The organism is Pseudomonas sp. TH31 (assembly GCF_016650815.1).
Classification (GTDB): Bacteria; Pseudomonadota; Gammaproteobacteria; order Pseudomonadales; family Pseudomonadaceae; genus Aquipseudomonas.
Window position 1 is genome coordinate 279018 of sequence record NZ_JAEKEZ010000005.1, and the last position, 17912, is coordinate 296929.

Here is a 17912-nt window from a genome sequence, read left to right on the forward strand (position 1 = left end):
TGCGGATCAGATCAAACCTTCTTGTACAGCTGACTGCCTTCCTGCTTGAACCGCTCTGCCTGGTCCGCCAATCCCTGGGCGACTTCGGCATCGACGGTTTCGATCCGCTGGTTGGCCGCATATTCACGGACTTCCTGGGTAATTTTCATCGAGCAGAATTTCGGCCCGCACATGGAGCAGAAGTGCGCGACCTTGGCCGAGTCCTTCGGCAGGGTTTCATCATGGTACGAACGCGCGGTGTCCGGATCGAGACCGAGGTTGAACTGGTCTTCCCAACGGAATTCGAAACGCGCCTTGCTCAAGGCGTTGTCACGAATCTGCGCCCCCGGATGCCCTTTCGCCAAATCGGCGGCATGCGCGGCGATCTTGTAGGTGATGATCCCGGTCTTCACGTCATCCTTGTTCGGCAGGCCCAAGTGTTCCTTCGGCGTGACGTAGCAAAGCATGGCGCAGCCGAACCAGCCGATCATCGCCGCACCAATGCCGGAGGTGATGTGGTCGTAGCCCGGCGCGATGTCGGTGGTCAGCGGGCCGAGGGTGTAGAACGGTGCCTCGTCGCAGCATTCAAGCTGCTTGTCCATGTTCTCCTTGATCAACTGCATCGGCACGTGGCCCGGGCCTTCGATCATGGTTTGCACGTCGTGCTTCCAGGCGATCTTGGTCAGCTCGCCGAGGGTTTCCAGCTCACCGAATTGCGCGGCGTCGTTGGCGTCGGCAATCGAGCCCGGACGCAGGCCATCGCCCAGGGAGAAGCTGACGTCGTAAGCCTTCATGATTTCGCAGATCTCTTCGAAATGCGTGTAGGCGAAGTTTTCTTTGTGATGCGCCAAGCACCACTTGGCCATGATCGAACCGCCACGGGAGACGATGCCGGTCACGCGTTTGGCAGTCAGCGGCACGTAGCGCAGCAACACGCCGGCGTGGATGGTGAAGTAGTCGACGCCCTGCTCGGCCTGCTCGATCAGCGTGTCGCGGAACAGCTCCCAGGTCAGGTCTTCGGCGGCGCCGCCGACTTTTTCCAGGGCCTGGTAAATCGGCACGGTGCCGATCGGCACCGGCGAGTTGCGGATGATCCACTCGCGGGTTTCATGAATGTGCTTGCCGGTGGACAGGTCCATGATGTTGTCCGCGCCCCAGCGAATGCCCCAGGTCAGTTTCGCCACTTCTTCTTCGATGGACGAACCCAACGCGCTGTTGCCGATGTTGCCGTTGATCTTCACCAGGAAGTTACGGCCGATGATCATCGGTTCCAGTTCGGTGTGGTTGATGTTGGCCGGAATGATCGCGCGACCCGGGCGATTTCTTCACGAACAAATTCAGGGGTGATGATTTTCGGCACGCTGGCGCCGAAACTGTAGCCGGCATGTTGCTGATCGAGCAGACCGGCGGCACGGGCCACTTCCAGCTTCATGTTTTCGCGGATGGCGACGAATTCCATCTCGGGCGTGATGATGCCCTGGCGCGCGTAGTGCATCTGGGTGACGTTGCCACCGGCCTTGGCGCGGCGCGGATTGTTGACGTGGGCGAAGCGCAGCTTGGTCAGCTCCGGATCGGCGAGGCGTTCCTTGCCGAAATTCGAGCTCAGACCGGGCAGGCGTTCGGTGTCGCCACGGGCTTCGATCCACGGCGAACGTACATCGGCCAGGCCTTTACGCACATCGATGATGACGTTGGGATCGGTGTAGGGGCCGGAGGTGTCGTAGACCACTACCGGCGCGTTGATCTCGCCGCCGAAGTCGGTCGGGGTCACGTCGAGGCTGACTTCGCGCATCGGCACGAGGATGTCCGGGCGAGAGCCCTGCACATAGATTTTTTGCGAGCGGGTAAACGGCTGAACCGATTGTTGATCGACTTGGGCCGAGTCACTCAGGTTCGTCGTATTTTTTGGTTTTATCGTCATCACGGGCTCTCCGAACACATCCAGGCAGTGGATTTATTGTCGGAGCGAACCTGTAAACGAATGGGCGCACGAGCGCTGGAAATACCAGCTGTGCTGTGCTCAGTGCTCGAGGGGTGTTCGATTGTCGAACAACATCCCGGACGAAGCACAAGAGGACTCGCCGGGTGACGAGAAATCTTGTTCCCTACGCAGGCGCTAACCTGATCAGGTTCAACGGGATCCGAAATTATTCGATCTCAGCCTCATAGCAAGGCACCCCGACAAGAACCCGGCCAGTCTAGACACAACTGGCAAAGAACGCCAACACCGCGGTAAACACCATGATGAATGGCGTAATTACAGGATTGTTGCCAAACGAGTGCACAACTACACTCGCCGTGCCGTGCCGCGCCTTGACGCTGTACGACGCCGCGCCGTACCTTTGGCGCTCAAATTATCAGCGTAATTTTTAGGGATGGCCAAATGCTGCGCAAACTCTCACTGGCCCTTGCCGTGTCTTGTGCGTCCAATGGAATGGCCTGGGCAGCAGAAGCGCCTTTATCCACCAAAACCGACCTGGTCAGCGTCTACCAGGAAGCCGTGGATAACAACGCCGACCTGGCCGCCGCGCGCGCCCAATACGGCGCTCAGAAAGAAGTCGTGCCCCAGGCCCGTGCCGGGTTACTGCCGAATATCTCCGGCGGCGCTGAAGTGGCCGATGTGCGCACCCAGCTCGACCAGCCCGCGGCCACTGCCAACCGCAGCGCTCATTCGTATCAGGCAACCCTGTCCCAGCCACTGTTCCGCGCCGATCGCTGGTTCCAGTTCCAGGCTGCCAAGGACGTCAACGAGCAGGCTGCCCTGCAACTCTCGGCGACCGAGCAGAACCTGATCCTGCAAAGCGCTGAAAACTACTTCAACGTGCTGCGCAGTCAGGACAACCTGGCCTCGACCAAGGCTGAAGAAGCAGCGTTCAAGCGTCAGCTCGACCAGTCCAATGAGCGCTTTGATGTGGGCCTGTCGGACAAGACCGATGTGCTGCAATCCCAAGCCAGTTACGACACCGCGCGAGCCAACCGGATCCTGGCCCAGCGCCAGGTAGACGATGCGTTCGAAGCGCTGATCACCCTGACCAACCGTCAGTACAACTCGATCCAGGGCATCGTCCACACCTTGCCGATCCTGCCGCCGACACCGAATGATGCCAAGGCTTGGGTCGACACCGCTGCCAGACAGAACCTCAACCTGCTGGCCAGCAACTACGCGGTCAGCGCCGCCGAACAAACCCTCAAGCAGCGCAAGGCCGGTCACGCACCGACCCTGGACGCCGTGGCGAAGTACGAGAAAGGCGACAATGATGCGCTGGGCTTCGCTAACCCGAGTGCCTTCGGCACCCCTTACGGGGGCAACGTCGAGCAACGCACGCTGGCCCTGCAACTGAGCATTCCGATCTACAGCGGCGGGCTGACCAGTTCCCAGGTTCGCGAGTCCTCCTCACGCCTCGACCAGACCGAGCAACAGCGCGAAGGCCTGCGCCGGCAAATCGTCGAAAACACCCGCAACCTGCACCGCGCGGTGAACACCGACGTCGAGCAGGTACAGGCGCGCAAGCAGTCGATCATCTCCAGCCAGAGCGCAGTGGAGGCCACCGAAATCGGTTATCAGGTGGGGACACGCAATATCGTCGACGTGCTCGATGCCCAGCGCCAGCTGTACACCTCGGTGCGCAACTACAACAACACCCGCTACGACTACATCCTCGACAACCTGCGCCTGAAGCAGGCGGCGGGCACGTTGAACCCGGGGGATTTGCAGGATTTGTCGCGCTATCTCAAGGCTGACTACAACCCGGATAAGGACTTCCTGCCACCGGATCTGGCGAAGGCTGCGGCGGACCAGCTCAAGGCCCGGCCGGGTCAGTGAACCCCGTAGGAGCATAGCTTGCTCGCGATGGCGATCTCGAGGACGCCATCGCGGGCAAGCCTTGCTCCTACAGGTTAGTGATCAATTAACCGTCCCAACCTATCAACGCGCTCTAGCGGTCGATCAACCGCCCCAACCCATCCAACAACCGCTGCAACGCGCCCTGATTGGTGCGCATCACCTTAAGCCCCGCCTCGGCCATCCGTTGTGCATCGCGCGGCAATTCGAACAAGCGCTGCACTGCCAACGCCAAACCTTCAGCATCATCGACCTCGGCCAACGCGCCGGCGCTGCGTAACTGCGCGGCGATTTCGAGGAAGTTGAACAGGTGCGGGCCGCTCAAAACCGGCTTGGCCAGCGCCGCCGGCTCCAGCAGGTTATGCCCGCCGTTGGGCACCAGACTGCCGCCGACAAACGCGCTGTCGGCCAAGGCATACAGAAACAGCAACTCGCCCATGGTGTCGCCCAGCAGTACCGACGTATCGGCTGTGACCGGCTCGCCACTGGAACGACGCACCGTGGCAAACCCCTGCCGCTTGCACAACTCGAACACCGAATTGAAACGCTCCGGGTGCCGCGGCACCAGAATCAGCAACGTATCAGGATGACTGGCCAGCAGCTGTTGATGCGCAGCCAGCACCACTTCGTCTTCACCTTCGTGGGTGCTGGCGGCAATCCATACCGGACGCTCCATCGCCTGCCACTGCCCACGCAACTCGGTCGCGCGCAGGGGCAGTTGCGGGTCGATGGTCAGGTCAAACTTGATCGAACCGGTGACCTCGACGGTTTCAGCACGCGCGCCGAGCGAGCGCAAGCGCTCGGCCTCAGCCTCGGTCTGCACCGCGAACAGGCTCATCTCGGCCAGCATCGGCCCGGTCAGTTTATGGAAGCGCCCGTAGCCTTTGGCCGAGCGCTCGGACAGTCGCGCATTGGCCAGCGCCACAGGAATCCCGCGCCTGGCGCATTGATGAATGTGGTTGGGCCACAGTTCGGTTTCCATGATCACCGCCAGCGTCGGCTGAACCCGATCAAGGAACCGCGCCGCAGCACACGGCAAGTCGTACGGCAAATAGCAGTGCTGGATGCGCGGCTCATTGGCAAACAACGCCTGAATACGCTCCGAGCCAGTCGGGGTCATGCAGGTCACGGTGATCGGCAGCGCTGGATAACGTTGCAGCAAGGCGCGAATCATCGGCGCGGCGGCAATGCTTTCGCCCACCGACACCGCGTGCACCCAAATGCCGCCCGGCTTCATCGCCGGCATTGCGTAAGAAAACCGCTCGCCAATGCGTTTGGCATAGGCTGGCGCCTTGCGCGAGCGCAGCCACAGCCGAATCGCTACCAATGGCAGCCCCAGGTAAAACAGCACGGTGTAGAGAGTTCTATTCATGGCGGCGGAGTTTATCGGTTTTTAAGCCGATCGCCTGCAAGTGCACGGCAAAACGTTCGGCCAACCAACGCGCTGCAGGGCCGAGCGGTTCGTCACGCCGCCAGACCAGCTCCACCACCAGTGCCGGCGGGGTCCATTCGCTGACCAGTTCAACCATCTGATTTTGATAGGTCGGGTATTGCACCACATGCCGGGGCAACCAGGCCCAGCCGAGGCCACGCACCAGCCATTCGGCCATTACGTAAAAACTGTCGGCGCGCCAGACTTGTGGGCTGGCGGGCTCACTGCCGGGATAAACACTGGACTCGGTAGACATCAGCAACTGGCGGTGCCGGGCCAGTTGCTGGCAGTTCACTTCGCCTTGCATCGCCAGCGGATGCCCTTTACCGCACACGGTGACCATTTCAACGCTGCCCAACACCCGGCGCTCCAGCGCTTCGGGAATCTGGTCGTGAAAGAACAACAACCCCAGGTCAGCCCGCCGCTCCACCAGTTTGCGCGCGACATCGCCCTGGGCGGCGCTGGTCAGTTGCACTTCAAGGCTGGGGAATTGCTCGGCCAGGGCTTCGAAGCTTTCGATGATTGGTTGATAAGGCATCGCCTCATCCTGCGCCACGCGCAGACGCGCCTCCTGACCGCGCATCATCGCCAACGCCCGACCGTTCAGGCGTTCGCACTGGCGCAGCACTTCCCGCGCCTCCTCCAGCAAAGCGCCGCCGGCCTCGGTCAGTTTCGGCTGGCGGCCGCTGCTGCGGTCGAACAGGCTCACGCCCAAATCCTCCTCCAGCAACGCAATCGAACTGCTGACCGCTGACTGCGCCTTGCGCTGATCCCGCGCCACCGCGGAAAACGAACGCTGTTCCGCTACGCTGACAAACAAACGCAGTTGTTCAAGATTCCATTGCATGTTCATGGCCAAACCCATCTCCACAACAGATAGGTAATGACTTTACCGCATCTGGAGAATCTCTAGAATACCGACCTCAGAAAGCAGCACTTCACACGAGGATTACCCCATGACCGCTTACTACTACCTGGCCATCGCTATCTGCGCCGAAGTGATCGCCACCGTTTCGATGAAAGCGGTCAAAGGCTTCAGCACGCCCCTGCCACTGATCCTGGTGATTGTCGGCTACAGCATCGCTTTCTGGATGCTGACCCTGGTGGTGCGCAGTGTGCCGGTGGGCGTCGCTTACGCGGTGTGGGCCGGCATGGGGATCGTGATGGTCAGCGTGGCAGCGCTGTTTATCTACGGGCAGAAGCTGGATGTACCGGCGATGCTGGGGATGGGATTGATTGTGCTCGGCGTCGTAGTGATCCAGCTCTTCTCCAAAACCGCGGGACATTGAAGAAAAAGATCGCAGCCTTCGGCAGCTCCTACATTGGAATGCGTCTCCTGTAGGAGCTGCCAAAGGCTGCGATCTTTTTTCCCGTCTTAGCTCTGATCCTTGAGTCTGTATACTGCACCCTCGTCTTGAACACTGAGGTCGCTGCATGCCATCCGTTATTTCCACCGACGTTCTGATTGTCGGCGCTGGTGTCGCCGGCCTCTGGCTGAATGCGCGCCTGCGCCGTCAGGGTTTTTCGACCGTGCTGGTGGAAAGCGCCAGCCTCGGTGGCGGACAAAGTGTGAAGTCCCAGGGCATCATCCACGGTGGCGCTAAATATGCGTTGCACGGCGCCCTGACCGGCGCCTCGGAGGCCATCTCCGACATGCCGCGCCGCTGGCGTGAAGCGCTGGCCGGCGAAGGCGAACTGGACCTGGCCGGCGTGCGCCTGTTGTCCGAAGCCCACTACCTCTGGTCCCCGGCACGATTGCCGGCAACCTGACCAGTTTCTTCGCCAGCAAAGCCGTGCGCGGGCGGGTCGATCAGGTCAAGGGCGATCAACTGCCACCGGCTCTTCAAGACAAGCGCTTCAAGGGCAAGGTATATCGCCTGGCAGAACTGGTGGTCGACGTCCCGAGCCTGATCCAGCGCCTGGCCGATCTGGCGGGCGATGGTTTGCTCGCCGGGCAGGCAATCGAGCCGTTTCTGGAAGATGGAATTCTGGTCGGCCTGAAAGTCGACGGGCGCGAGATTCGCGCCCAGCGCATCGTCCTTAGCGCCGGTGCCGGTACCGCCGCATTGCTCGAAGCGCTGGGGCTGACTCAGCCGGCCATGCAGCGCCGGCCGTTGCACATGATCATCGCCAAAGGCCCGAGCCTCAAACCGCTGTACGCCCACTGCCTGGGCGGCGGCACCAAACCGCGCGTCACCGTGACCACCCATCCGGCGGCCGATGGCCAATGGGTCTGGTACCTGGGCGGTGACATCGCCGAAGCCGAAGGTGTGGCCCGCGAACCCGCCGAGCAAATTGCCACGGCGCAAAAAGAACTCCGCCAGTTGCTGCCATGGATCGACTTGAGCACCACGCAATGGGCCACCTTGCGTGTGGATCGCGCCGAGCCGTTGCAATCGGGCCTGACCCGCCCGGACAACGCCTTCCTCGCCGAGCAAGGTCGACTGCTGGTCGGTTGGCCGACCAAACTGGCGCTGGCGCCGGACTTCGCCGACCGGGTCATCGCCAGCCTAGCCCGCGACGGCATTCAACCCGGCCCGGCGGCGCCATTGCCCGAGCTGCCAAAACCACCGATGGGCGTCCCGGCGTGGGAGCAACTGCTGCCATGAGCCAACCGACCCTGCACGACCTGCATCGCCCGCTGGGCAGCACCGGCCTGCTGGTTTCACCGCTGGGCCTGGGCACCGTCAAACTCGGCCGCGATCAAGGGGTGAAATACCCCAACGGCTTCCAGATTCCCGGCGATGACGAAGCGCGCATGCTGCTCAAACTCGCCCGCGACATGGGCATCAACCTGATCGACACCGCCCCGGCCTATGGCCGCAGCGAAGAACGCCTCGGCCCGTTGCTGCGCGGTCAGCGTCAGGACTGGGTGATTGTCAGCAAGGTTGGCGAAGAGTTTACCGACGGCCAGTCGAGCCACGATTTCAGCGCCGCTCACACACGCCGTTCGGTGGAGCGCAGCCTGCAACGTCTGGAAACTGATTTTATCGACCTGGTGCTGGTGCACTCCGACGGCAACGACCTTACGATCCTCAACGACAGTGAGGTCTACGCGACCCTCGCCGAGCTCAAGGCCGAAGGCAAGATTCGCGGTTTCGGTTTTTCCGGAAAAACCGTTGAAGGCGGCTTGAAGGCTCTGGAACAAGGTGATTGCGCCATGGTCACCTACAATTTGAACGAACAAAACGAAAAAGCCGTCATTGACTATGCTGCTGCTCACGGCAAAGCCATCCTGGTGAAAAAAGCCCTCGCCAGCGGTCACGCCTGCCTGAGCCCCGGCGTCGACCCGGTGCGCGCCAGCTTCGAGTTGTTGTTTGAACATCCGGGTGTTGCCAGTGCTATTGTCGGGACCATCAATCCGCTGCACCTCGCCCACAACGTCGCGACCGTTGCCCAGGTCCTACGTAGAAACTGATGCCGCCCACGCGGCCTTAAGCAGGAGCCGACATGCCGCGTACGCTCATTAGAAAGAATCCGAGCAACTTCAAGACCCTGCCGTTGTACGTCGAAGCGACTCCCGAAGGCTTGAGCTATCAGAGCGTCGGGATGCCGCTGAATTTCTCCCAGACCCTGCAACGCCGCCGCCCGGTGGCAGTGGCCGACACCGAGCGCTTTGCGCTTGAGTTGGCCAATCTGGGGGTCTCGGTGCGCCTGACCCTGCATTGGCAGAGTCGCGATTATTGGGTGCTGGTGCGTCAGCGTCGGCAGGACCGTGGCGATGTGGTCCTCAAGCTGATTTCAGGTTACGTGCCTGCCCATGAGCTGAACCTGCCACTGCACACGGCGATCCAGGAGATTGCCGAAGAGTGCCTGCTGGAAACCCCGGAAGGCTGGCTCAGCGGGCGTTTCAATGACACCTGGCTGCCGGCCCCCTACTCCACCGCCTTGCATTATCGCGAAGCGCTGCCGTTTCGCCTGACGCCGTTGTCCGGCGCGGCGCGACCGGTGCGGTGTGCCAACATGCAACTGATCGAGCGGCCAAGGGCCTACGTGCATTTGCCGACCGCGTCCCTGCAATTGATCTATGACTTGCGTCTGGACGTACCCAGGGAAGCCAAGTCCCTGAGCCTGTTTCATGTGGACGAGCGACTGGAGGGCGATCAGCTGGTGGCACGGCTGGATCGCAAGCGTCCAGATTTGTACTTGATGCCGTTGCAGGATGGCCAGCCAATGGCCGAGCTCTACACGTTGAAAAAGGATCAGCTCTACCCGGCGAGTACGCGCGGGTTGTACCTGGCCGAGAGCTTTGCCCAGCAGGAAGGCTGGCTGGTGCGCGACGAGCGAATTCGCTGGAAGGACTGGGTGCGCCAGCAAGGACTGGCCCCGCCGGGGAAGGATTCGGGGTTGGCGCGGTTGCGTGGCAAGGCCAAGCAACTGCTGAAGAAAATTGTGCCCCGTAAAAAAGTCAGCTCCTGAAAGCAAAAGATCGCAGCCTTCGGCAGCTCCTACGGGTGTACACGTAACCCTGTAGGAGCTGCCGAAGGCTGCGATCTTTTGATGTTGCAATTAACCGGTCATGACGCTTTTATGGCGAGGGGGCTTGCCCCCTCGCCACAACAAGCCCTCAGCCCCAATCAGTTATTGCGGATCTTCTCGACAATTGCGGTAGTCGAGCTATTTTCCACCAGCCCCAACACTTTCACCGTCCCACCATAAGTGGTCACGATGTCCGCGCCGACCACTTGGTCGATCCCGTAGTCCCCGCCCTTGACCAACACGTCCGGCTTGACCTCGCGCAGCAGGTTTTCCGGGGTGCCTTCAGGGAAGCTGATAACCCAATCCACCGCGCCCAGACCGGCCAGGACCGCCATGCGCCGGTCAACGCTGTTGATCGGACGCCCGGGCCCTTTCAAGCGACTCACCGAAGCGTCGTCGTTGACCGCGACGATCAGGCGATCGCCCTGGGCCCGCGCCTGCTCTAGGTAGGTCACGTGGCCGGCATGCAGGATGTCGAAGCAGCCGTTGGTGAAGACGATCCGCTCGTTATGCGCCCGTGCATCATCGACCGCCAGCAACAGTTGCTCAAGACCCAGCACCCCGCGCTCGGACCCTTCTTCACGCTGGATGGCGCGACGCAGTTCCGGGGCACTGATGCACGCCGTACCAAGCTTACCGACCACAATGCCCGCCGCCAGGTTGGCCAGGGCCACCGCGTGGGGCAGTTCTTCGCCAGCGGCAATCGCGGCCGCCAGGGTGGAAATCACCGTGTCACCGGCACCGGTCACGTCAAACACTTCACGGGCGCGGGCCGGCAGGTGCAGCGCCGGATGATCCGGGCGCAGCAACGTCATACCGTGCTCGCCACGGGTCACCAGCAAGGCGCCGAGGTCGAGGTCGTGCATCAAGGTCGCGCCCTTGCTCACCAATTCGTGCTCATCGGCGCAACCGCCGACGATGGCTTCGAATTCGCTGAGGTTCGGGGTGATCAGGCTCGCACCACGGTAGATCGAGAAATCCTTGCCCTTGGGATCAGCCAGCACCGGAATGCCACGGGCGCGGGCGGCCTGGATCAGCACCTGATGGTTTTTCAGGGCGCCTTTGCCGTAGTCGGACAACACCAGCACCTTGATGCCTTCGAGCAGTTCGTCGACCTGTTCACCCAGCGCCAGGGCGTCGGTGGCAAAGGGTTCTTCGAAGTCGATACGCAGCAGTTGCTGGTGACGGCTCATGACCCGCAACTTGACGATGGTCGGCTGGTGCGCGATGCGCTGGAACAACGCCCGCACGCCAGCGCCACGCAGGCTGTTGACCAGGCTGTCGGCGGCTTCGTCGTCACCGGTCACGCCGACCAGCGAGGCCGGGGCGCCGAGGGCGGCGATGTTGAGGGCAACGTTGGCGGCACCGCCCGGCGGTCCTCGATTTGCTCGACCTTGACCACCGGCACCGGCGCCTCAGGGGAAATCCGTGAGGTACCACCATGCCAGTAACGGTCGAGCATGACATCGCCGACCACCAAGACAGGGGCTTGATCGAATCGCGGCATGGACAACTTCATGGAGCAACCCACATACAAAATGAACAGGGGCGCGATATTAACACAGGGTTGGCGCAGGCTTGCGCGACGGCTGCAACAGGATGAATTGACGGGGTTTTCTGATCATTTATTGAGCAATACGGCCAACAACCGGGCGCAGGCATCGTCAAGTTCCAGATCCTGGGTGTCGATCATGCACTCTGCCGCCAGCGGCGCCTCATAAGGGCTGTCGATGCCGGTGAAATCCTTGATCCGTCCTTCCATTGCCGCCTGATACAAACCTTTGGTGTCACGTTGCGCGCACACCGCAAATGGCGTACTCACATACACTTCGATGAAATCGCCCTCGGCGAACAATCGCCGAGCGGTGTCCCGTTCAGCGCGAAACGGCGATATCGCCGCAACAATCACAATCAGCCCGGCATCAAACATCAGTCGCGCCACCTCGGCCATGCGCCGAATGTTTTCCCGACGACAATCAGCCCCCATCCCCAGGTCGCTGCACAGTCCGCCGCGCAGGTTGTCGCCGTCGAGGATAAAGGTGTGAAAGCCGCTTTGATGGAGCTGTACTTCCAGGGCATTGGCCAGCGTCGACTTGCCCGCCCCGGACAACCCGGTCAACCAGAGGCAACGCGGGCGCTGCGACTTGAGCGCGGCGCGGGCTTCATTCGACAGCGCCAGCCCGTAGGGACGGATGGCGGGCATTTCCATGGACATCGATTGGATTTTATTCATAACCGAGCATCTCGTAATCGCGTTGATACACCCTACGCACCAGTCGCCGGGTCCGAACCGTACAGAAATCCCGGGCAAGCCTTGGCTGGCGCTGTAGCGAGCTGTTGATATGGGGCAGCGTCACTGGTCGCTTCAACTGCTCGCAAATCAGCCCGAAGTCCCGTGCCATGTGCTCGTGATAGCCGATGAAGTCCAGGGCCAGGTGCCCCAGGGCGTCAGTGAGAAAATCTGTTTGCGCGGCAAAATGCAGCTGTCGACTGATCGTCTCCGCATGCAGCCAGCGCGCCACAAAATCGTCGAAGTCTCGGTACTGATTGACCAGTCTTTGCGCAGCCTGATCGCGCCGACCCAGCTCGTTACCCCGTAAAAACGTATAAGCAGAGTAGGCCCTTTCCAGCGGATCCCGGACAAAGGCGAACTTAAAACTGGAGCGATACTGCTCGGGGAACTGCGCCTCGTACCAGTACAACGGCAAATGCCCAGGGCTCCAGTCATCAAATAACGCCGCACAGACGCTGCTCCCGGCACATTTGGGGACGTGGATGAACAGGCACTTTTGCTGTGCGAAAGGTTTGGGGAATTGCAAATTGCCTGACATCGACTTGTTCACCACCTGACGATCCACGACCGACAGGCGCCCCAACAGGAAAGCTCGTTGCTGCTTGGGCAACAGTTTCCAAAGACATCGTTGCAACATCGCAGTACCCGCGCGAAGGGGATGGCTCCCTCGATTGAAATCAAAGTTCGTTCATGAACCTTAGCAAGCGCGGAGCAAAGATTTATTCAGGTTTGGTCAAGATGGGTAAATATTTTGATACAAATCACCAGACGCATTGCACGTACGGTGAGTGAGGGTGAGGGTGAGACCGGCTCACCCTCACCGCCGGTCAGGCGATATCGACTTGCGGGGCATCGAGGCCCATGGCATTCAAGCGCGCGTAATAACCGTTCTGCGCCAGCAGCTCGGCATGGGTGCCGCGCTCGACGATCCGGCCCTGATCCATGACCAGAATCAGATCAGCCTTCTCGATGGTCGACAAACGGTGAGCGATCACCAGGGTGGTCCGGCCTTTCATGACCTGATCCAGTGCCGCCTGAATGTGGCGCTCCGATTCGGTATCAAGGGCCGAAGTGGCCTCGTCGAGAATCAGCAGCGGTGCGTTCTTGAGCAAGGCACGGGCAATCGCCAGACGCTGGCGCTGGCCACCGGACAGCAACACGCCGTTCTCGCCAACCTGAGTGTCCAGGCCTTCTGGCAATTGCGCGATGAAGTCCATGGCGTAAGCGTCTTTCGCCGCTTTCTCAATATCTTCACGGGGCGCGCCAGCCAGATCGCCATAAGCAATGTTGTTGGCCACGGTGTCGCTGAACAGCGTCACATGCTGGGTCACCTGAGAGATGTGCTTGCGCAGGTTCAGCAGTTTGTACTGTTCCACCTCAACGCCATCGATCAGGATCTCGCCCTTGTCGTGGTGATAGAAGCGAGGAATCAGGTTGGCCAGGGTCGATTTGCCACTGCCCGAGCGCCCCACCAGCGCCACCATTTGCCCCGGCTCGACCGAGAAGCTGATGTCGTTGAGCACCTGGCGATCGGTGTCGGGGTAGGTGAAGCTCAAGTTGCGCACATCAAGGCGACCGCTGACCGCATCGCGCTCGATGGTGCCGGTATCGACTTCTGGCTCGACGTCCAGTTGTTCGAAAATGCTCTCGGCACCGGCCACACCTTTCTGGATGGTCGAGCTGACTTCGGACAACTGACGGATTGGCTTGGGCAACAGGCCGGCCAGGGTGATGTAGGCAATCATGTCACCGGCCGACGCATCGCCGCGCAGGTACAGCACCAGGAACATCAACACAGCCATGGCGGTGTAAATCACCAACTGCAACAGCGGCGTGTAGATCGCGCCGGTGCGGGTCATGCGCAGTTGCTTGTCGGTGTTGCCCTGACTGGCTGCCAGGAAGCGCTTCTGTTCGTAGACTTCGCCACCGAAACTGCGGACCACGCGGTAACCCTGGATCGTCTCCGAGGACACGTGGGTCACGTCGCCCATGGCCGCCTGGATCTTCTTGCTTTGTTTGCGGAATTTCTTGCTCGCGGTGCGCACCATGACGGCAATCAGCGGCAGGATGGCGACCATGACCAGCGTCAGGCGCCAGTTCATGAACAGCAGCGAGGCAAACAGGAAGATCACTGTCATGCCTTCACGGATTACGACCTTGATCGCATCTGTGGCCGCCCCGGTCACCATGGTCACGTTGAAGGTGATACGCGAAATCAGATGACCCGAGTTATGCTTGTCGAAGTAGCGGTTGGGCAAAACCAGCAGGTTGTTGAACAACTGCACCCGCAGGTCATGGACCAGCCCGAGGGAAACCTTGGCCAGAAAGTAGTTGCCCAGATAAGAGCCCAAACCCTGCCACGCCGCGATCAGAATGATCAGCAACGGCACCGCCTGCAGCAGTTGCAGGTCGCGCAGGTAAGGCACCGTAGGAAACAGCACGGCCTCAGGATTGGACAGGCCATCGACGAAGTACTTGAGAATGTAGCCGAGCATCGGCTGCGTCGAAGCGAAAATCAGAAAGCCGACAATGCTGATCAGGAACAGACTGATATACGGCCGTACATAGCCGAGCAGACGGAAGTAGATTTTCAAGCTCGATGGGCTTGCGGAGAGACTGGAGTCGGTCATATCACGCGTTTGTCGATAAAAAGGACGCTGACTTTAGCACAGCTTCTTCAGGGTTCTGGCAAACGCATAAAGGCTGTTATTGTTAGGCACTGCATTCAGCATCAAATAGCCATCACCCAAAATGGCCGATCAACTTCAGGATTGAATCTCTCAGCATGCAACTCAGCGGTTTCAATAGCACATCCAATCGAATCTTCGATTTCATTTGCCTGTGGATTCTTCCACTCGGCTATCTCTTGCTCCTGTGCGCGTTGTTCTTTCTGCCAGGACGCAATATTCACCACAAGCTGTTTTATGGTTTGTTCAGCATTCCATCGCTGATTGCCCTTTGCCTGCGTCCGCGGGAACTCAAGGAGTTGCTCCGCGAGCCGGTTTTTATTGCGCTGCTGCTGTTCGCCGCCTGGGCCATGCTGAGCCTGGGCTGGGGGCCGCCGGATGACGACAGCGTTGCCGGCCAGTTCAAACCAGTGCTTCATACGCTGCTGCTGTTTGCCGGGTGCTACTTGTTGGTGCGCCACCGCAGTGAAATCATCCAGCCCTTGCTGTTCAGTGCCGCCATGGTCGGGTTGATCGCTTCGGTCTACAACCTGTTCATGTTTGCCCATGTCTATCAGCCGGGCATGCGCCTGATCGGCGGCGGCGCGTTCGACAACCCGCTGCTCAGCTCCCACGTCTTCGGCTTCTTCTGCGCTTACTGGTTGAGCATGAGCATGACCTGCAAGCGTCGCCAGATGCTCTGGCTCAGCCTCCCGGCGATGGTCATCATGTTTGCCGCGGTAATTGCCACGGGCTCCAGAACCCCACTTGTAGCCCTGACGCTGGCGGCGCTATGGCTCAGTTTTATCTGCTGGAACCGACGGTCTGTCGTACTGCTGGGTTTGCTGTTCGTCAGCGGAACAGCCGTTGCCGTGATGTTTTTGCAGATGATCACTCAACGAGGCGATTCCTATCGCTTCGAAATCTGGCAGCTGGCGCTGCAAAGAATCGCCGAACATCCGTGGCTCGGCCATGGTTACAACGCTAGCCTCACCATCGATGCCGGGATCGGTTACACCTTGCAGGAGCCCCATAGCTTTGCCCTGGGCGTGCTGTATTACGTCGGTATTTTCGGGTTTATACCGTGGCTTTTCTTTCAGGCGTGGGCCCTGTTCAGCAGCTGGCGATATCGCGTACAACCTCTGTTTATCGTCGCCTCGACCTGGCTGATATTCGGCATCGGTGCCGGCCTGACAGAAGGCGGCGGGATCATCTCAAGACCCAAGGAGCACTGGTTCCTGCTCTGGATTCCCCTGGCGCTGATCGCCGCACTGAGCATCAACCAGCGCGCCCGACGCTTACTGGCCATGCCAGTCAAAGCGCTGACACCGACCGTCATGCAGCAACTGACCGCGAACGCCCAAGTGATCGAGGAAGATGGCCTGGGGCCCAAGGTCCTGCGCCTGACGGACGGCAGCTTCCTCAAGCTGTTTCGTCGTCGTCGCTGGTACACCTCGGGCAGCTTCAACCCCTACTCCGAACGCTTTGCCGTCAACAGCGAACAATTGCGCAATATGGGCATCCCCACCCCGCAGACCCTGAACCTGTATCGCCTCGAAGACGGCAGCAGTGCAGTGCAGTACTCGCCATTGCCAGGCAATACCCTGCGGCAGGTCTTGCAAGGGATAACGGCACCTGCGGTGCGTCAGGCGCTGGTAGAGCGATTCGGCAAGTTCATGGCGCTGTTGCATGAACGAGGCGTGTACTTCCGCTCGCTGCACCTGGGGAACGTACTGGTGCTGGAGGATGGCGAGTTCGGCCTGATCGATCTGGCGGATATGCGCATCTACCCGTCATCCTTGAGCCTGTCGCTGCGCCAACGTAATTTGCGGCACATGCAACGCTACACGGTGGACCGGCGCTGGTTGTTCGAGGATCATTTCGAAGCACTGCTCCAGGGATACGCCGTGACGGCGTCAAAATCCGCTGTAACTAACCTGCACAAGCAAGTGCTGGCCGTCAGCAGTTTGGCCAAGGCTCATTAATGACCGAAACTAACCCCCTCATTGCGCTGGTCGCCTACCTGCTGGCCATCGCGACCTCAGCATTGCTGTTGCGGGCCGTACCGAAAATCGCCCGGCACCTGCAGCATTCCGGTGAAAGTCGCTACGCCAGCATCGACGGGCTGCGTGGCTATCTGGCCTTTGGTGTGTTCATTCACCACTCGATCATTACCTGGATTTTTTGCGCACCGGTGTGATTGATTTCCCACCGAGCAACTTCTATTCACAGCTTGGCCAGGGCAGCGTTGCGCTGTTTTTCATGATCACCGGTTTTCTGTTCTGGGGCCGATTACTCGCCCAAGGTCGTGAACACGACTGGCTGGCGTTTGCGGTCTCCCGGGTGTTTCGCCTCTACCCGCTGTATTTGCCGCTGATGCTGATTGTGTTTATCTCGGTATTCCATCTGCAGAACTGGGAGCTGAAGGAGCCTGGCATGCAGCTCGTCAGCCAGATTCTGTCCTGGCTGACCTTCGAGCGACCGGACGTCAACCAGTATCACCAGACCGGCATGCTGATCTCCAACGTCACCTGGACTCTGGGTTACGAGGTGTTCTTCTATCTGGCGCTGCCGCTGGCCGCCATGGTGTTCGTCTATCGCGGTAACTGGCTGCAAGTGGTGCTATGCCTGATCGGCATTTACGCCCTGTACCAGCTGGTTGGCTGGGAACACTCGCTCAAGAAGCACTTTCTGGCCAGCTTCCTAGGCGGCATCGGTGCCGCGTACTGGGTTCGCCGGCCACATCTGGTGGCCTGGAGTCAAACGCGACTGGCCGGCATCATTGCCTTGCTGGCATTGATCATTGCGTTCATCGCATTCGATCGTGCGTTCAGCTTGATGCCACTGCTTCTGCTGTCGTCGTTTTTCGTCATCGTCGCGTCAGGCAATACGCTGTTCGGCGCCCTGAAACCACGCAGCATTCGCTGGCTGGGAGAAATCAGCTACAGCACCTACCTGCTGCACGGTTTCGTGCTTTGGCTGTTGGTGCAGCGCCTGCCACATCTACTACCTATCGATACCCGTGAAACCTGGACCTTCCTGCCGTTGATGGCCCTGTGCGCATGCCTGCTGATCATCATCAGCAGCCTGACATTCCTGTACATCGAAAAACCGGGAATTACCGCCGGCAAGAAAGGCTTGCAGTGGCTGCGCCAGGGCAAAAACGCGGACAAGAGCCTGAAGGAAAAGATCGCCCGTTAAGCACGAGCGACCCTTGAGATA

The 17912-nt window shown here is 60.1% G+C and carries 10 protein-coding genes, 4 pseudogenes and 1 riboswitch; of the genes and pseudogenes, 7 read left to right on the plus strand and 7 right to left on the minus strand.

From position 1 onward, the window contains the following. Positions 1–11: 11 nt before the first annotated feature. A pseudogene (gene thiC / locus JFV26_RS02965) lies at positions 12–1900 on the minus strand (phosphomethylpyrimidine synthase ThiC). Positions 1901–2064: 164 nt separating this feature from the next. Beyond that, positions 2065–2170, minus strand: a riboswitch (TPP riboswitch). Positions 2171–2362: 192 nt separating this feature from the next. Between thiC and JFV26_RS02970 the strand changes: the two are divergent. After that, complete coding sequence (locus tag JFV26_RS02970; protein WP_201189578.1) at positions 2363–3802, plus strand: TolC family outer membrane protein; 1440 nt, start codon at positions 2363–2365, stop codon at positions 3800–3802. 112 nt (positions 3803–3914) lie between these two features. Here the strand turns inward: JFV26_RS02970 and waaA are convergent, their stop codons facing one another. Together waaA and JFV26_RS02980 are read right to left on the minus strand one after the other, a co-directional pair. Continuing rightward, positions 3915–5192, minus strand: coding sequence for a lipid IV(A) 3-deoxy-D-manno-octulosonic acid transferase (waaA, locus tag JFV26_RS02975; RefSeq protein WP_201189580.1), 1278 nt, complete (start codon positions 5190–5192; stop codon positions 3915–3917). After that, on the minus strand, positions 5185–6105 hold the full coding sequence (locus tag JFV26_RS02980; RefSeq protein WP_201189582.1) for a LysR family transcriptional regulator: 921 nt from the start codon (positions 6103–6105) through the stop codon (positions 5185–5187). Before JFV26_RS02980 ends, waaA begins: the two co-directional genes overlap by 8 nt. 103 nt (positions 6106–6208) lie before the next feature. On the opposite strand from JFV26_RS02980, the gene JFV26_RS02985 reads away from it, so the two are divergent. From JFV26_RS02985 to JFV26_RS03000, 4 genes and pseudogenes are all read left to right on the plus strand, one after another. Then, the gene (locus tag JFV26_RS02985) at positions 6209–6541 is read left to right on the plus strand and encodes a DMT family transporter (protein WP_201189584.1); all 333 of its coding nucleotides are present in this window, start codon (positions 6209–6211) and stop codon (positions 6539–6541) included. Positions 6542–6686: 145 nt separating this feature from the next. Next, positions 6687–7861, plus strand: a pseudogene (locus JFV26_RS02990) (NAD(P)/FAD-dependent oxidoreductase). Then, complete coding sequence (locus JFV26_RS02995; RefSeq protein WP_201189586.1) at positions 7858–8670, plus strand: aldo/keto reductase; 813 nt, start codon at positions 7858–7860, stop codon at positions 8668–8670. Before JFV26_RS02990 ends, JFV26_RS02995 begins: the two are co-directional and overlap by 4 nt. A 32-nt stretch (positions 8671–8702) precedes the next feature. Beyond that, complete coding sequence (locus JFV26_RS03000; RefSeq protein WP_201189588.1) at positions 8703–9671, plus strand: metal ABC transporter ATPase; 969 nt, start codon at positions 8703–8705, stop codon at positions 9669–9671. Between the two features lie 158 nt (positions 9672–9829). Here the strand turns inward: JFV26_RS03000 and hldE are convergent. From hldE to msbA, 4 genes and pseudogenes are all read right to left on the minus strand, one after another. Then, positions 9830–11250: pseudogene (gene hldE / locus JFV26_RS03005) on the minus strand (bifunctional D-glycero-beta-D-manno-heptose-7-phosphate kinase/D-glycero-beta-D-manno-heptose 1-phosphate adenylyltransferase HldE). A 102-nt stretch (positions 11251–11352) separates the two neighbouring features. After that, positions 11353–11964 carry an adenylyl-sulfate kinase gene (gene cysC / locus JFV26_RS03010; protein WP_201189589.1) on the minus strand — a complete coding sequence of 204 codons (612 nt, stop codon included), beginning with the start codon at positions 11962–11964 and terminating at the stop codon, positions 11353–11355. Continuing rightward, positions 11957–12661 (minus strand): sulfotransferase family 2 domain-containing protein, encoded by a 705-nt coding sequence (locus JFV26_RS03015; protein WP_201189591.1) that lies wholly within the window; start codon positions 12659–12661, stop codon positions 11957–11959. The genes cysC and JFV26_RS03015 overlap by 8 nt, the downstream gene beginning before the upstream one ends. 190 nt (positions 12662–12851) lie before the next feature. Continuing rightward, positions 12852–14654 (minus strand): lipid A export permease/ATP-binding protein MsbA, encoded by a 1803-nt coding sequence (msbA, locus tag JFV26_RS03020; RefSeq protein ID WP_201189593.1) that lies wholly within the window; start codon positions 14652–14654, stop codon positions 12852–12854. Positions 14655–14809: 155 nt separating this feature from the next. On the opposite strand from msbA, the gene JFV26_RS03025 reads away from it, so the two are divergent. Then, positions 14810–16675 (plus strand): bifunctional O-antigen ligase/aminoglycoside phosphotransferase family protein, encoded by a 1866-nt coding sequence (locus tag JFV26_RS03025; RefSeq protein WP_201189595.1) that lies wholly within the window; start codon positions 14810–14812, stop codon positions 16673–16675. Continuing rightward, positions 16675–17891 (plus strand): annotated as a pseudogene (locus JFV26_RS03030) (acyltransferase family protein). The gene JFV26_RS03025 and the pseudogene JFV26_RS03030 overlap by 1 nt, the downstream one beginning before the upstream one ends. Positions 17892–17912: the final 21 nt, after the last annotated feature.

Coding starts and splice junctions, on each gene's coding strand:
- msbA (WP_201189593.1), bottom strand. CDS start 14,654: ATGACCGACTCCAGTCTCTCCGCAAGCCCATCGAGCTTGAAAATCTAC.
- JFV26_RS03000 (WP_201189588.1), top strand. CDS start 8,703: ATGCCGCGTACGCTCATTAGAAAGAATCCGAGCAACTTCAAGACCCTG.
- JFV26_RS03025 (WP_201189595.1), top strand. CDS start 14,810: ATGCAACTCAGCGGTTTCAATAGCACATCCAATCGAATCTTCGATTTC.
- JFV26_RS03015 (WP_201189591.1), bottom strand. CDS start 12,661: ATGTTGCAACGATGTCTTTGGAAACTGTTGCCCAAGCAGCAACGAGCT.
- waaA (WP_201189580.1), bottom strand. CDS start 5,192: ATGAATAGAACTCTCTACACCGTGCTGTTTTACCTGGGGCTGCCATTG.
- cysC (WP_201189589.1), bottom strand. CDS start 11,964: ATGAATAAAATCCAATCGATGTCCATGGAAATGCCCGCCATCCGTCCC.
- JFV26_RS02970 (WP_201189578.1), top strand. CDS start 2,363: ATGCTGCGCAAACTCTCACTGGCCCTTGCCGTGTCTTGTGCGTCCAAT.
- JFV26_RS02995 (WP_201189586.1), top strand. CDS start 7,858: ATGAGCCAACCGACCCTGCACGACCTGCATCGCCCGCTGGGCAGCACC.
- JFV26_RS02985 (WP_201189584.1), top strand. CDS start 6,209: ATGACCGCTTACTACTACCTGGCCATCGCTATCTGCGCCGAAGTGATC.
- JFV26_RS02980 (WP_201189582.1), bottom strand. CDS start 6,105: ATGAACATGCAATGGAATCTTGAACAACTGCGTTTGTTTGTCAGCGTA.